This is a genomic window from Enterococcus sp. FSL R5-0957 (genome assembly GCF_038008005.1).
In the GTDB taxonomy this organism is placed as follows: domain Bacteria; phylum Bacillota; class Bacilli; order Lactobacillales; family Enterococcaceae; genus Enterococcus_B; species Enterococcus_B faecium.
On record NZ_JBBOYG010000001.1, the window covers coordinates 94,634 to 110,881 of the forward strand.

Annotated in this window: 12 protein-coding genes; 10 read left to right on the forward strand and 2 right to left on the reverse strand. The window is 38.9% G+C overall.

What is annotated here, in order from left to right; translation table 11 throughout:
- The first annotated feature begins 4 nt into the window (after positions 1 to 4).
- The 6 genes from MKX69_RS00510 to gshAB all read left to right on the forward strand — a co-directional run bounded on the left by MKX69_RS00510 (position 5) and on the right by gshAB (position 10,702).
- A complete protein-coding gene (locus MKX69_RS00510) occupies positions 5 to 1,786 on the forward strand; it encodes an oligopeptide ABC transporter substrate-binding protein (protein ID WP_142644591.1) in 1,782 nt (593 codons plus the stop codon).
- Between the two features lie 347 nt (positions 1,787 to 2,133).
- Complete coding sequence (rnc, locus tag MKX69_RS00515; RefSeq protein ID WP_002287896.1) at positions 2,134 to 2,820, forward strand: ribonuclease III; 687 nt, start codon at positions 2,134 to 2,136, stop codon at positions 2,818 to 2,820.
- Between the two features lie 19 nt (positions 2,821 to 2,839).
- The gene (gene smc, locus MKX69_RS00520; protein ID WP_341008271.1) at positions 2,840 to 6,421 is read left to right on the forward strand and encodes a chromosome segregation protein SMC; all 3,582 of its coding nucleotides are present in this window, start codon (positions 2,840 to 2,842) and stop codon (positions 6,419 to 6,421) included.
- Between the two features lie 8 nt (positions 6,422 to 6,429).
- The gene (locus MKX69_RS00525) at positions 6,430 to 7,239 is read left to right on the forward strand and encodes a Cof-type HAD-IIB family hydrolase (RefSeq protein ID WP_002287898.1); all 810 of its coding nucleotides are present in this window, start codon (positions 6,430 to 6,432) and stop codon (positions 7,237 to 7,239) included.
- A gap of 10 nt (positions 7,240 to 7,249) precedes the next feature.
- Positions 7,250 to 8,248 (forward strand): signal recognition particle-docking protein FtsY, encoded by a 999-nt coding sequence (gene ftsY / locus MKX69_RS00530; RefSeq protein WP_002287900.1) that lies wholly within the window; start codon positions 7,250 to 7,252, stop codon positions 8,246 to 8,248.
- A gap of 186 nt (positions 8,249 to 8,434) precedes the next feature.
- Entirely contained in the window at positions 8,435 to 10,702 is a 2,268-nt protein-coding gene (gene gshAB / locus MKX69_RS00535) for a bifunctional glutamate--cysteine ligase GshA/glutathione synthetase GshB (protein ID WP_341008274.1), read from the forward strand.
- A 98-nt stretch (positions 10,703 to 10,800) separates the two neighbouring features.
- Here gshAB and MKX69_RS00540 read toward each other — a convergent pair whose 3' ends face one another.
- On the reverse strand, positions 10,801 to 11,760 hold the full coding sequence (locus tag MKX69_RS00540) for an IS30 family transposase (protein ID WP_000222573.1): 960 nt from the start codon (positions 11,758 to 11,760) through the stop codon (positions 10,801 to 10,803).
- A gap of 95 nt (positions 11,761 to 11,855) precedes the next feature.
- Positions 11,856 to 12,308 (reverse strand): YueI family protein, encoded by a 453-nt coding sequence (locus MKX69_RS00545; RefSeq protein WP_002287902.1) that lies wholly within the window; start codon positions 12,306 to 12,308, stop codon positions 11,856 to 11,858.
- A 149-nt stretch (positions 12,309 to 12,457) separates the two neighbouring features.
- Between MKX69_RS00545 and MKX69_RS00550 the strand changes: the two genes are divergently transcribed.
- From MKX69_RS00550 to MKX69_RS00565, 4 genes are read left to right on the forward strand one after another with little or no spacing between them, the layout of a single operon-like run.
- Complete coding sequence (locus MKX69_RS00550; RefSeq protein WP_341008277.1) at positions 12,458 to 13,408, forward strand: ABC transporter permease; 951 nt, start codon at positions 12,458 to 12,460, stop codon at positions 13,406 to 13,408.
- Positions 13,401 to 14,360: an iron chelate uptake ABC transporter family permease subunit gene (locus tag MKX69_RS00555; RefSeq protein ID WP_002297789.1), complete on the forward strand. Its 960-nt coding sequence runs from the start codon at positions 13,401 to 13,403 to the stop codon at positions 14,358 to 14,360. The genes MKX69_RS00550 and MKX69_RS00555 overlap by 8 nt, the downstream gene beginning before the upstream one ends.
- A complete protein-coding gene (locus MKX69_RS00560; protein ID WP_002297790.1) occupies positions 14,357 to 15,112 on the forward strand; it encodes an iron ABC transporter ATP-binding protein in 756 nt (251 codons plus the stop codon). The genes MKX69_RS00555 and MKX69_RS00560 overlap by 4 nt, the downstream gene beginning before the upstream one ends.
- A gap of 22 nt (positions 15,113 to 15,134) precedes the next feature.
- Positions 15,135 to 16,088: a siderophore ABC transporter substrate-binding protein gene (locus MKX69_RS00565; RefSeq protein ID WP_341008280.1), complete on the forward strand. Its 954-nt coding sequence runs from the start codon at positions 15,135 to 15,137 to the stop codon at positions 16,086 to 16,088.
- Positions 16,089 to 16,248: the final 160 nt, after the last annotated feature.

The window sequence follows — 16,248 nt, forward strand, 5'->3', positions numbered from 1 at the left end:
AGGAATGAAGAAAACAATTTTTGGATTTGCAACGCTGATGTCTGCTGTCGTTCTTGCAGCATGCGGGGGCGGAGGTACAGATACCTCTGGAAACAACTCTGGAGGCAACGGCAATAACAAAGAGGAATTAACTTTTCCAATTGCAACAAAAAATAATGATGATGCAATCGAAGACGGCGAATTAGAAGCTGCGGTCGCAACGGACAGTCAGTTTAAAGGATTGTTCCAGTGGGAGTTTTACCAAGATTCATATGATGCAGCTTTTATGGCTCCTTCTCATGAACCGCTATTTGCAAACGATGCCGATTTCAGAATCACAGACGACGGAGCTGCAACGCTTGATCTAGATGAAGATACGAAAAAAGCGACAATTAAAGTAAAAGACAACGTCAAATGGTCAGATGGTGAAGATGTAACGGCGGACGATGTGATTTTCCCTTACGAAATCATTGGGAATAAAGACTACACTGGTATCCGTTATGACGACACTTTCCGTAACATCGTAGGTATGGAAGAATATCATGATGGAAGTGCCGACACAATCTCCGGAATCAAAAAAATAGACGACAAAACAGTTGAAATCGAATATAAAGAAGTAAACCCAAGCATGCTTCAATCGGGTGGTGGTATCTGGTCGTATGCAGCACCAAAGCATACGTTAGAAGGTGTAGCAATCAAAGATATGGAATCAAGCGATCAAGTACGTAAAAATCCAGTGACTTTTGGCCCTTATTACATGAGTAATATCGTTGCAGGAGAATCAGTAGAATACTTGCCAAACGAGCACTACTGGAATGGTACGCCTAAATTGAAAAAGATCACGATGAAATCTGTACCGATTGCAAGTGCAACTGAAGCATTGAACTCTAAATTATATGATATGATTTTCCAAATGCCAACAGATACTTACGATACCTATAAAGAAATTGCTGGCTATACAAACTTAGGCCGTGAACAAACTTCTTATACTTATCTAGGATTCAAGTTAGGTAAATGGAATGCAGATACAAAGAGTGTGGAATACAATCCAGATTCAAAAATGGCTGATAAATCATTACGTCAAGCAATGGGCTATGCACTAGATAATGATGCAGTAGGTGAACGTTTCTATGCAGGTTTGAGAAGCAATGCGACTTCATTGATTCCTCCAGTATTCCAGTCATATCATGATGATGAGATGAAAGGATTCACACAAGATCTAGACAAAGCGAAAAAACTATTAGATGATGCTGGCTACAAAGATGTGGATGACGATGGTTTAAGAGAAGACAAAGATGGAAATAAACTAACAATCAACTTTGCTTCGATGTCCGGTGGGGAAACAGCGCAACCATTGGCAGATTACTATATCCAACAATGGAAAGAAATTGGTTTGGATGTCCAATACACAACAGGTCGTCTGATCGAATTCAACTCTTTCTATGATAAATTAGAAAACGATGATCCTGAAATCGATGTTTACCAAGCTGCTTGGAATACAGGAACTGATCCAAATCCAAGTGGACTATGGGGACCAAATGCTGCGTTCAACTACACTCGTTATGAATCAGAAGAAAATACAAAATTGATCAACGATATCAGTTCAAGCAAAGCATTTGATGAAGAGTACCAAAAAGAAGCATATCAAAAATGGCAACAATATGCGTTTGAAGAAGCATTTGCGATTCCAACGTTGTTCCGTAATGAAGTATTGCCAGTCAACGACCGTGTCAAAGACTGGGATTGGTCTTATGATGTACCAAACCCATGGGCAAATGTTTCTGTTACAGCAGATTCACGTTCATAATCACTAAAAATGACCGAAAAAGGACGATGTCCTTTTTCGGTTTTTTAATATTTTTCTGTTTATTTCTCTAATATTCAGGTCAAGGCGCTGTTTCCATGACTTTTCCAATAAACGGTGTACAAAGTCCAGTTTCTCGGTATTAAGTCAAATTTATGCAAAAATATGGAAAGCCATTTTCACAAAATTTTTTCTTCATACTCGAAACTAAACGAATTTTTCACAACTTTTCGTCAATCACTAGGATTATTAAAGCTTTACTTACCTTTTGACCGAACCATTTCAAATTTGACAAAAAACCAGTATAATAAGGAAGTATCGAAAAAATATCCATAAAAGGAATGTGGAAAATGGACAACCAGCTGACAAAAGAACTAAAAGAAAACTATAACATTGTTTTTCACGATCTAAATTTGCTTGAACAAGCTTTTACCCATTCATCCTATGTGAATGAGCATCGCAATCTGCAATTATCGGATAATGAGCGACTTGAATTTTTAGGAGATGCCGTTTTAGAACTGATGGTTTCTCAGTATTTATTCCGTTTATATCCTCATTTGCCAGAAGGAAAATTGACAAAAACACGAGCTGCGATCGTTCGCGAAGACAGCTTGTCGAAATTTGCCAAAGAATGTCACTTTGATCAATATGTTTTGTTGGGCAAGGGAGAAGAGAATTCAGGAGGACGTACGCGACCAGCATTGCTTTGCGACCTATTTGAAGCTTTTTTAGGCGCGTTATATCTTGACCAGGGATTCGACACGACCCATGCATTCATCGAAAAAGTGATTTTTCCTAAAGTCAAAGCAGGTGCTTTTTCACATGAGATGGATCATAAAACAAAACTACAAGAAGTCTTGCAAAAATCAGGTGATGTATCAATCGAATACCGATTGATCAATGAAGAAGGTCCAGCTCATGAACGAGTATTTTGGATCGAAGTTTATGTAGATGATCAATTGATTGGCACTGGACAAGGAAAATCGAAAAAATTAGCAGAACAAGCTGCGGCGGAAAATGCATTGGCAGCACTGTAAAAGTAAGTGAGGGAAAGCTTTGTATTTGAAACGAATTGAAATAGCCGGTTTTAAATCATTTGCAGACAAGACAGTCATTGATTTTGAAAATAGCGTCACAGCAGTGGTTGGACCAAATGGCAGTGGAAAAAGCAATATTACAGAAGCTATCCGCTGGGTATTAGGAGAACAATCTGCTAAAAGTCTGCGGGGCGGAAAAATGCCGGATATCATCTTTGCCGGTTCCGATACCCGTAAGCAGCTGAATATTGCAGAAGTCACAGTGATTTTAGACAATAGTGATCATTATCTGCCATTGGAGTACAATGAGATCAGTGTAACCCGCCGTTATCGACGGACTGGGGAAAGCGAGTTTTTCATCAATAAACAAAGCTGCAGATTAAAAGATATCCAAGAATTGTTCTTAGATTCTGGATTAGGAAAAGAATCATTCTCAATCATTTCTCAAGGAAAAGTAGAAGCGATTTTCAGTAGTAAACCGGAAGACCGTCGTGGGATCTTTGAAGAAGCAGCTGGTGTGTTGAAATACAAACAGCGGAAAAAGAAAGCAGAACAAAAGCTTTTTGAAACAGAAGACAACCTCAGCCGCGTCCAAGACATCATCTATGAATTGGAAGAACAGTTAACTCCTTTGGCCGCCCAGAGTGAGGCAGCAAAGGAGTTTTTACGGCTAAAAAAAACACTGACTCAAACCGATGTTTCTTTGATGGTTGCTGAAATCAAGACAGCAAAAAAAGATTGGGACAACAAACAAGCACAGCTTGCGAAATTCAATCTCGAATTAGGCAAACTATCTGAGTCGATCCAAGAACAAGAATCCATTTTGGCGAAGCAGCGTAAAGAAAATGTGCAAGCCGACCGTCTGATCGAAAAAAATCAGCAAGTATTATTAGATCTTTCGGAAAAACTGAAGCAGACAGAAGGACAAAAAGATGTTTTGCAGGAGCGGACAAAGCATACACAAAAAAGCTCGCAAGAATATCAAACTTCATTAGCAGAAGCACAAAAAAAGGTTAAACATTTTGAAAAGCTTCAAGAAAGCTTGATGAAAGAAGCAGCAGAAAAAGAAACAGAGATCCAAAAAGCTGAAGCAAATCTCATAAAAACACAGCAAGAATTAGAAAAATACCAAAAATCAACGAAAGAATTACTGGCAGAACTAAGAGATCAATATGTTGATTTGATGCAAGAACAAGCAGCTGTAGGAAACGAACTGAAGTATCTAGAACGTCAATATGTACAAGAAACAGCAAAAAGTAAGCAGACGTTAGCCAAGCAATCGGAAGTAGAAGCATCAGTAGACCGATTGATCTTACAAAAAGAAGAATTGACACAAAAGCAGGCGCAGCTAAAATCATCTTTAACTGAAACAAAAGAGAAGTTAGAAATGATCCAACAAAACGGGAAAAAGTTCCAAGAAGCATTAGCAAAAGAACAGCCTAAAATGTATCAATTGATGAATCAAGTCCAGCAGCTGCGTGCTCGTCAGAAAAGCCTTCAAGAAATCCAAGAAAACTATTTTGGTTTTTACCAAGGGGTTCGATTGGTCTTGCAGCATAAACAGCAGCTTTCGGGTATTGTCGGAGCAGTGGCTGAACTGATCGATGTTCCTGCAGATTTCACGTTAGCTATCGAAACAGCTTTAGGTGGGGCAGCCCAGCATGTCATCGTTGAAAATGAAAAAGATGCTCGGCAAGCCATCACGTATTTGAAACAGCAAAGAGGAGGAATAGCAACATTCCTTCCACTGACGACAATCAAACCAAGACAATTACCGGCTCATATATTGACACAAGCAGCAGCTGTAGAAGGGTTTATAGGGATTGCCAGTGAACAAGTCAGTTATCCCGATCAAATCCAAACTGTGGTTCAAAACCTGCTAGGAACGATCCTTTTAGCCAAAGACTTAACTAGTGCCAATGCAATCGCGCAAACGATCCGCTATCAATATCGAGTGGTTTCCTTAGAAGGTGATGTGATGAATGCCGGAGGATCCATGACAGGTGGAGCGAATAAACGAGGAAACCAAGGCAGTTTGTTTGTACAAAATAAAGAATTGAAACAGTTGACTAGTGAATTTGAAGAAGCAGATAAACAACTCCAAGCACAAGAAAAAAAAGTTCAGGAGCTGCAACAAGAAACAGCTCGTTTAGCCGAAGAACAAGAAGTTTTGCGTACACGAGGCGAACAATTACGTTTTGAAGAACAAGAAGCGACAAATCAGCTACAAAACATCATAAATGAACTTGAACGTTTTGAAAAAGAAAAGCAAATCTCAACTTTTGAGACACGTGAACTGCAGCAGTTTATCGAAGATTACGAAAAGCAAACGAACGAATTGAAAGACAAACAAACAGATCTTGAATCGCAACGACAAAAAATCGACGAAGAAATCAAATCGTTAAGTCAAGAAAGCGACCAGATGGAAGCCAGAAGAGCACAAGTACAAAGTCAAAAAGCACAAGAACAAGCAGATCTTGCTGTCTTGAAAGAGCAGTTTAATCATCTGCAGATCCAGCTCCGCGGTGCCCGAGTCCAAAAAGCAGAGGCAACCGAACGTCAAGAAGCGATAGAAAAGCAGTTGTCGACATTGACAGCAGACTTTTCTGATCATGAAGTCACAGAAGAAAGTTTGGAAAAACAAATTAACGAATTATCTGCTCAGCGAGAAACATTAAAAGCCGAGTTGGCAAAAGCCAAAGAGCAGCGAGATAGAAGGCAAAGGGAGATCGATGAGCTTGAAGCAGTCTTGGCAGAGCGTAATCGTGAGCAAAAAGCGCGACTGTCGGAACAATCCAAATTAGAAGTCCAAAAAGACCGAGCTGAAATGATTTTAGATAATCATTTGACCTATCTGCAGTCAGAATATCAGCTGACATTTGAGAAAGCTTCCCAAGACTATCAAGAAACAACCGATATCGAAGACAGTAGAACAAAGGTTGCCTCCTTAAAAGAACAGATTGAAAAACTGGGACCAGTAAACTTAAATTCAATCGAACAATACGAACAAGTCAGTGAAAGACATACATTCTTAGCAACACAGCGAGATGATCTGTTAGCAGCGAAAAACCAATTGTTTGAAACGATGGATGAGATGGATGATGAAGTGCGGACAAGATTCAAAGAAGTATTTGAAGCTATCCGTCAAGAATTCAAAATTGTCTTTCCAAATATGTTTGGCGGCGGAAAAGCTGAATTAGTACTGACAGAACCAACTGATCTGCTGAAAACAGGTATTGAGATTGAAGTACAACCTCCTGGCAAGAAACTACAAAGTTTAAGTTTGCTTTCCGGAGGAGAACGAGCACTTACAGCCATTGCGCTACTCTTTTCTATTATCCGTGTCTGTCCTGTTCCGTTTTGTATCTTAGATGAGGTAGAAGCAGCGTTAGATGAAGCAAATGTGAAACGTTTTGGTCGTTACTTAAGCGACTTCCAAGATGACACACAATTTATCGTAGTCACACACCGCAAAGGAACGATGGTTGCAGCAGATGTACTGTACGGAGTGACGATGCAAGAATCCGGTGTATCAAAAATCGTTTCTGTACGGATGGAAGATATCAATGAAGAAGCGAAAATCAACGAAACGAAAGTGTAGGAACGAAAATGATCAAATTAGTAGCAATTGATTTGGACGGTACATTATTAAATGAACAAAAGCTGATTTCAGATGAGAATAAACAAGCATTAGCACAAGCAAAACAGCAAGGGGTCAAGATCGTTCTATGTACAGGACGCCCCTTAGCTGCGATGGCGCATTATCTGCAAGAATTAGGACTGGTAGATGAAGGTGACTACAGCATCACTTTCAATGGCGGTTTGGTACAAAAAAATGATACTGGTGAAATCATGGAAAAGAAAGTGATGGAAGTATCAGATATCCAACGCTTATACAAATTGGCTCAGCAATTGGATCTGCCACTAGATGTTTTGTCTGACAATGTGGTTTTACAGCTGCCTAGTGCCCCAAGGAAGCAATCCTTGTACAATGTGTTGAATAAGCTGCTGCAATTCCAACCAGCGGATATAAGCGATATTACAGATGAATTTGTGCTTAATAAGGCAGTAATCGCTTATGACCAAGAAGAATTAGATCCTAAAATCAAAGAAATACCAGCAGAATTCCATGAAATGTATGAGATCATCAAAACAAGAAGTATGCTTTTGGAATTTATGCCAAAAGGTGTTACAAAAGCTTATGGTATTTCTTTATTGGCAAAAGATCTTGGATTGAAACAAGAAGAAATCATGGCGATCGGTGATGAGGAAAATGATTTACCGATGATCCAATATGCTGGACTAGGCGTAGCGATGGAGAATGCTGTGCCTTTCGTCAAAGAAGCAGCAGATTTCGTGACAGCCAGCAATGAAGAAAATGGCGTAGCCAAAGTGATCCAAAAATTTGTATTAGAGTAGGGGGAGTCAAATGGGATTTTTTGATAAAATCAAGCGTGCTTTTACTGGCGAAGAGAAAACAGAAGAAGTTGAAGTACAGGAGAAGTACGACAAGGGTTTAGAAAAGACGCGTAAAACATTTGGTGAACGGATGAATGAGTTGTTTGCCAATTTTCGAACAGTCGATGAAGACTTTTTTGAAGAATTAGAAGAAACACTTATCGGTGCAGATGTAGGTTTTGAAACAGCGATACGAATCACCGAAGCATTACGTCAAGAAGTGAAACTCAGAAATGCGAAAAAATCGGCAGAAGTCCAAAATGCGATCATCGAGAAACTTGTGGATCTCTATGAAGCGGAAGGAATCAATGAAGTAAATGAACTAAATATCCAAGAAGACGGACTAACAGTTATTTTGTTTGTCGGTGTTAATGGTGTAGGGAAAACAACAAGTATTGGTAAACTTGCCCATCAGTTCAAAAACGAAGGTAAAAAAGTATTGATGGCAGCAGCAGATACCTTCCGCGCTGGAGCAATCGACCAGTTAGTTGTCTGGGGCGAACGCGCTGGTGTTGAAGTTGTTCGTGGCAATGCAGGCGGCGATCCAGCAGCTGTCGTATTCGATGCTTTGGAAAGAGCAAAGACAGAGCAGGCAGATGTTTTACTAGTTGATACTGCAGGCCGACTGCAAAATAAAGTGAACTTGATGAACGAATTAGAAAAAATAAAACGAGTAATCCAGCGGGAATTACCAGAAGCACCCCAAGAAACACTTCTTGTATTAGATGCAACAACTGGTCAAAACGCGATGGTTCAAGCAAAACAATTCAAAGAAACAACAGATGTGACCGGTCTTGTTTTGACAAAATTAGATGGTACAGCAAAGGGCGGTATCGTACTTGCTATCCGTAATGAATTGCATTTACCAGTGAAATTGGTCGGTCTTGGTGAAGGAATCGATGACTTGGAGCCGTTTGATCCAAATGATTTTGTCGTTGGATTGTTCAAAGGATTACTAAAAGAAGAATAACCCATGTCTAAAAAGCAGGAGCTGTGACAAAAGTTGCAGCTCCTTGTTTGAATGATTGTTTTTAACATAGCTGTGTTTTTGATGCCTTCATTTTTATACTTATTTGTAAGCGGTTCTCAAACAATTTCGTTCTTTTTCTTAGACTTTTTGATTATAATTAGATTCATATGAATTGGAGGTCACTTAATGATGAATTTTAAGCAATTATTATTGCATGTCAATGCGCGCCCTTTTATCGACCAAGCTCGATTTGGTATAGAACGGGAAGGACAGCGGGTTGATCTTGCAGGAAATCTAGCAAAAACCGATCATCCAGCAATCTTTGGCGATCGATCCTATCACCCCTATATCCAAACAGATTTTAGCGAAACACAAACAGAGATGATCACCCCTGTTACCGATTCTATTCCCGAATTATTTCAGTATCTCGCTGCTGTTTATGATGTGACTGCTCGTTCTATACCGAAAGAAGAGATGATCTGGCCATTAAGTATGCCACCTGCCTTACCGGAAAAAGACGAAGAGATCATTATTGCAAAATTAAAAAATTTCGAAGATGTCTTGTATCGACGTTATTTAGCAAAAGAATACGGGAAGCGAAAACAGATGGTAAGCGGTATCCATTTCAATTTTGAATTTGGCGATGAGTTGCTAAGAACATTGTTCAGCCATCAGGAAGAATTTCAAGATTTTTCCGAATTCAAAACAGAACTTTATTTGAAAACAGCGAGAAACTTTATGCGCTATCGCTGGATGATTACTTATTTATTCGGTGCTTCACCAATGAGTGAGAAGAACTATTTTTTAGATGAATCACATCCGCAAGAACCTGTTCGCAGTATTCGCAACAGTGCGCTGGGCTATACGAATCATCCAAATGTGAAAGTTTCCTATGCTTCTATGAAACAGTATTTAGCAGATATCGAGCGAATGATCGAAGAAGGGAAACTTTCGGAGGAGAAAGAATTTTATACACCGCTTCGTTTCCGAGGCGGAAAGAAAGTCGCAGATTTAGCAACAACAGGTGTTCGTTATATTGAATTGCGGAATATCGATCTGAACCCTTATGCAAGGCTGGGAATCAATCCAGAGCAAGTTCGGTTTTTACAATTATTCCTGATGTACATGTTATGGACAGAAGAAAAAGAAGACAGTGACCAATGGGTAGCAGAAGGTACGACTCGAAATAACAAAGTAGCACTAGAACAACCATCAGATCAAACAGAATTTCATCAAGAAGGTAGAGAAATTCTTGAAGGGATGAAGCAAATGCTGGTTGAATTGGATTGGTTGGATTCTCTTTATTTAGTAGAGGAAGCATTGACTCAAATGGATCATCCTGAACAAACGTTAGCAGCGAAACTCTATCAAGAAGCACAGCTATCGAGTCAGCAAGAAGTTGCTGTGGCATTGGGACATCAATATTATAAGGAAAGCCATGAACGTCCCTATCAGTTGGCCGGTTTTCGCGAAATGGAACTTTCTACTCAGATATTTATGTTCGATGCCATCCAAAAAGGTGTCCAAGTCAAAGTATTAGATGAGTCGGATCAATTTTTGCGTCTGCAATTCCAAGACCATGTAGAATATGTGAAAAATGCAAACATGACAAGTAAGGACAGCTATATCGTCCCACTTATCATGGAAAACAAAACAGTAACGAAAAAAGTCTTAAAAGAAGCTGGGTTCCGGGTACCAGGAGGCGCAGAATTTTCATCCATGGAAGAAGCGGTAAAAGCTTATCCGAGATTTGCCGATCAGGCATTTGTGATCAAACCTAAATCAACCAATTACGGGTTAGGTATCACGATTTTCAAAGAAGGAGCTAGTCTGGAAGATTATCAAGCAGGTTTAGCCATTGCTTTTTGTGAAGACAGTTCGGTTTTAGTAGAAGAATTTATGCCGGGAACGGAATATCGTTTCTTTGTGATCGACGGAGAAGTCCAAGCCATCATGTTGCGAGTCCCTGCTAATGTTATTGGTGACGGTATCCGAACAGTGAAAGAACTAGTTGAAGAAAAAAATAGTGACCCTTTGCGTGGAACGAATCATCGTGCACCTTTAGAATTGATCCAATTAGGTGAATTAGAACAATTGATGTTGAAAGAACAAGGGTTAACGATCGAATCAGTTCCCCAAGCCAATCAAATTGTTTATCTAAGGGAGAACTCAAATATCAGTACGGGCGGTGATTCGATCGATATGACTGATGAATTTTCTGAAGCTTACAAAAAAATCGCCGTTTCTGCGGTAGAAGCACTAGGAGCTAAGATCAGTGGTATCGATTTGATTATACCAGATAAAGAAATCGATCCTACAACTGATAAAAAAGCATATGGGGTCATCGAAGCAAATTTCAATCCAGCGATGCATATGCATGTTTATCCTTTTGCAGGAAAAGGCAGAAGATTGACGATGAATGTATTGAAATTGTTATATCCTGAAGTATTTTAAAAGAAAAAGCTTTTGACAGATTGTCCTATTTGATGTCAATCTGATCAAAAGCTTTTTTTGCATGTAAAAATTTATGTGTTTTTTCGTTTTCTTAATTGTCAAATTAAGTTAGACAAATCATCAATACTTACGTAACTCAAAAATACTTCCAAAGGTGTTCGATAATTCAGTGATTTTCTAGGAATATTATTTCGTTTCGATGCGACAGATTGAATAAAAGATTCATCTACTGAATTGAAATCCATAGATTTCAATAAACCATCTCTACGTAACAATCCGTTAGAATTCTCGTTTAGGCCTCTTTGAGACGGCGTTCCTGGATCAGCGAAATAAATGGCAATATCATTGGCATTACTGATCTGTTTCCAATTTGAAAATTCCTTTCCACAATCAAAAGTGATGGATTTGAATAGATTTTTCGGTACAGATTCAAACCAATGATTTAATTTGTTTTCAATATCAATCGCTTGTCTACCACACGGTTTCAATGTGATGATAACTTTTGATAATCGCTCAACTAAGGTAATTACAGCACTTTTATGTTTCAAACCTACGATAGTGTCACCTTCAAGGTGACCAAACTCATTTGAGAATTGGCTATAATCTTTTTCACGTTCATGAATAGAGCGACGGAAAGCTTGTTTTCCACGTCTTTCTTGATGTCCATTTGGTTTACGCTTGCCTTTCATCGGTAAGTCAGAAGGATTAAATAGCCCCTTTTTGAACATACGATAAATGGTACGAGCAGAACAACGAATAGGAAACGCTGCACGACCAACAATCACATCGGGTGTCCATCCTTGAACAACCTTTCTTTGAATATATTCTGATTGTTCCTCAGGTAAAACAAGCGGGCGTCTACCACAGTTTGATTTGTTTTTCTTATACTGTTGATAGTACTCTAAGGCTGATTTTCCTTGCTTGAAGAACAGGTATACTTTATGGATCGTTTGTCTTGAACGATTCAAGCAATGCGCAGTTTTCGCAACAGATTGATTTATTTTGAAATAAGACTCTATCATTACAAGTTCATCCGTTGTAAGATGGGTATAGGTCATTTGTACTCACTCCTTATAATTCTTTGGACGGAACTATTTTGAGTGTAGCACAAATGACTTTTTTAGTTGTCTAGCTTAATTTTACAATCGGCGTTTTAAAATAAACGATCCCAGAAGCTTTTTTTCTTTTTTGGTTTTTCTTTTTCAGCTGGCGAAGAGTTTTCTTCTGGGTATTTTTTTTCGATATCAATCACAGGTTCATTTACTGCTTCTTTTGCTGTTAAGAGCAATCCGAATTCCTCAGGATTTGCAGTGACGTAATCGTTGACTACAGTGAAACGGCTATTGTTTTTCGTTGCTAGCTGGATATATTGGTTTTGGACAGAAAGGGGTAGAGCCCCATTCAAGAGTATGGAAGCATCTGGATGTTTTTTGAGTTCTTTTAAAAAATTTTCTTTGTTTTTTGGTTGGATCATTTCAGCAACAGTCATACTAAGATAGCAGCGTTCCCTGAATGTCCCTAAATATTTATGCTGTTCTTCAGGGTTCACTAAAGGTGTACCATAAAGTCCCTTATCCAAATGGCTTTTTACATCATCTTGTGCCATAAAAAATACCCTCCTTCTTCTCTTTGTCTTTCTTACGATTATAGCATATTCCCAATAATACCTAAAACATATGAAAAAGCGGTTGCTTTTGTTCAACGATTCACTTAAAATAAGAATGAAAATCATTCTCAATTAGAAAGGTGGATTGGATGCGCTACGGACGACTAGTAGCATTATTAGTTATTTTAAGTAGTATTTCATTGTTCATCGGAGTATCGAATGTACAATTGTCAGAACTGCTCCAGTTAGATGGGCAAAGCTTACAAACCTTGCTAGCGACTCGTTTGCCACGAACGATTTGTTTGATCCTTGTGGGAGCGACCAGTAGTATTTGTGGGCTGATCATGCAACATTTGACCCAAAATAAATTTGTTTCACCAACGACTGCGGGCACGATGGATAGTGCGCGTTTAGGTATTTTAGTGGCTATGATTTTCCTACCTGGTGCATCCTTGATTGTCCGATCCTTGACAGCATTTTGCTTTGCTTTTGCAGGAACATTGCTTTTTTTATCCCTTACGCGATTGTTCCCCCAGAAAAATCAATTGATGCTTCCGTTGATTGGAGTCATGTTAGGGAATATCATTGGTTCAGTTGCTACTTTTTTTGCTTATCAATTCCAATTGGTACAAAATATGACTTCATGGCTTCAAGGGAATTTTGCGACTGTGATACGAGGAAATTATGAGTTATTGTATGCTGTTGTTCCATTGTTGCTCTTGGTTTGGCTATTTGCTTACCGATTTACGATCATTGGTCTGGGCGAATCGTTTGCAGTAAATTTGGGAATAGATTACCAGAAGATGCAGTTTTTAGGCATTGGCTTAGTATCATTGGCTAGTGCAGTCATGTTGATCATGGTAGGAAGCATTCCTTTTATCGGAGTGATCATTCCGAATCTTGTCTCTAGAATATATGGAGATCAAGTACACAAAACAATTGGCGTAACTGCTTTAGCAGGTAGTTTGTTCTTAGTATTTTGCGATCTTGTCGCTCGCGTGTTGATTTTTCCTTATGAAATACCAGTCAGTGTGATCGTTGGAATCATCGGTGGGGCTATCTTCCTTTATCTTCTGATAAGGGGGCGACGATATGCTTAAAAAAAAGCCATCTATTTTTATTGGTATGCTTGTTCTTGTTTTATTTGTTACAGGAATGTACTTGACGATCCATACATATGGAAACTGGCATTTTGCATGGGCATTGAGGAGTAAGAAAATTTTTGCATTTATCCTTGTCTCGCTAGCTGTCAGCAGTGCCACAATCAGCTTTCAGACAATTACGCATAACCAGTTTTTGACTCCTTCAGTATTGGGACTTGAGTCGTTATATGTCCTTGTCCAAACGGTCCTTTTCTTCTTTATCGGAGGAGTGACGATGCTTCAGCAGACAGGTACAGGTTTTTTCTTATTGAACGTTGGGCTGATGGTCGGGCTGAGTCTGTTGTTATTTTTCTTTCTTTTGAAAAAAATGAGAGCGAATCTTTTTTTATTACTGATGTCAGGGATGATTTTAGGTACGCTTTTTGGTAGTGTCAGTACCTTTTTACAAGTCATCATGGATCCGAATGAATATGATTTGCTTCAAGGCAGATTATTTGCAAGCTTTGGCAATATCCAGAGTCAGTATCTTTTGCCTGCTTCTTTGATCATTATCGGCTGCTGGTACCTGTTATTTCGATATCGACATGTGCTAGACGTTTTCCATCTCGGAAATGAACAAGCAGTAAACCTCGGGATAGACACAGATCGTTTTGAATTTTTGATTTTATGTTGTGTCAGTCTTTTGACAGGGACATCAACGGCTCTTGTGGGTCCAGTTACTTTTTTAGGGTTTATTGTCGCAAATATCAGTTATCGTGTCTTTTCTACTTATCGTCATGGTCAGCTATTTATCGGAAGCTTTCTGGTAGCTATGCTGTTTCTGACAGGAGGACAGCTCGCAGTAGAGCAGATTTTCGGCTGGAATACAACAGTGAGTGTCGTCGTTGAATTTGTCGGAGGAATTTATTTTGTCACAAAATTGATTCGCGAAAGGAAGAGTATCCTATGATTGATTTACAAAAGGTCAATAAACTGTACCATGGAAAATCAGTGGTTAAAGATGTACAGTTAACGATTCCTGAAAAGAAGTTGACTGCTTTTATCGGTCCAAATGGTGCTGGAAAGTCAACGGTGTTGTCGATGATCAGTCGTTTGATACCAAAAGATACAGGTGAAATCTATTTAGACCATAACGAAGTAAAGGCTTGGAAATCCAATGAATTAGCCAAAAAATTATCGATCCTACGACAATCGAATGAAATAAATGTCCAAATCACCGTGAAAGAATTAGTAGAATTTGGACGATTTCCTTATACGAAAGGAAAATTGACGACAAAAGACGAGGAAATCGTTCAGGAATCACTGGAACACCTTGGGTTAGAAGAAATAGCGGATCAATCGATTGACACTCTTTCAGGCGGTCAACTCCAACGTGCGTATATTGCAATGGTACTAGCGCAAGACACGGATTATATTTTACTGGATGAACCTTTGAACAATCTAGATATGAATTTTGCGGTTCAAATCATGCAGATCTTAAAAAAATTAGTACAAGAAATCGGGAAAACAATTGTTATCGTTCTTCATGATATCAACTTTGCTGCAAGTTATGCAGACGAAATTGTTGCAATGAAAGATGGACAGTTATTTACGCAAGGAACGACCCAAGAAATGATAAAAAAAGATGTATTGGATGAATTATACGAAATGGACATACGGATTTGTGAGATTGAAGGCCGCAGATTCTGTCTTTATTTCTAAAACTAACATTAGGAGAGAAGAGATGAAAAAATTAGTAGTAGGTATCTTGATTCTAGCATCATTTGGTTTAGCAGCATGTGGAAATAGCAACAACACCAGTCAAGCAGATACAAAGAAAAGCAGTACGCAAGCTGAAACGGCATTAACGATAAAAGACAGTAATGGCGATCAAATCGAGGTGCCAAAGAATCCTGAAAAAGTCGTCGTATTCGACAATGGTTCTTTAGATACGATGGATGCTCTTGGTGTTGGAGATAAGGTAGTTGGAGCAGCTACGAGCAGCCTTCCTGAGTATCTTTCCTCCTATAAAAAAGTGGAATCAGCAGGTGGGATCAAAGAACCAGACTTAGAAAAAATCAATCAGCTTCAGCCAGACCTGATCATCATTTCTGGCCGGCAAAGAGATTTTCAAAAAGATCTAAGTCAAATTGCTCCGACCATTTTCCTTTCTTTAGATGCGAAAAATCCATGGGAATCTTTCCAGCAAAATGTCACTGCTTTAGGGGAGATCTTTGGTAAGCAAGAAGAAGCTAAAACTCAATTAGAGGAATTATCTAGTGCAATCGATCAGACGAAAAAGAAAGCAGAAGCTACTGACAAAAAAGCACTAGTCACACTTGTGAATGAAGGGCAATTATCAGCCTACGGATCTGGTTCTAGATTCGGTTTCGTCCATGATTTATTTGGCTTTGAACAAGCAGATGATCAAATCGAAGCATCCACTCACGGTCAAAGTGTTTCTTATGAATATGTGCTGGAAAAAAATCCGGATATCTTATTTGTAGTAGACAGAACAAAAGCTATTGGTGGAGACGACAGCAAAGATGATATTTCTGCCAATGAACTGGTAGCACAAACGAATGCTGGTAAAAATCAGCAGATCATCTCCCTTGAACCAGATGTCTGGTATTTAAGCGGGGGCGGTTTAGAATCAATGAAACTGATGATCGAAGATGTGAATCAAGCATTTAAATAGCATAAATAACAGAGGATTAAACTCTCATACTATGTAACAATAATGTTTCTTACATTCTTAAATAGCAAGAGCCTATCCTCAAAGAAGTTGTCAAAAACCATCCATAAAATCGTATTGATGATTTTACGGATGGTTTTTATTTATTTGGGAAATCTTTTTT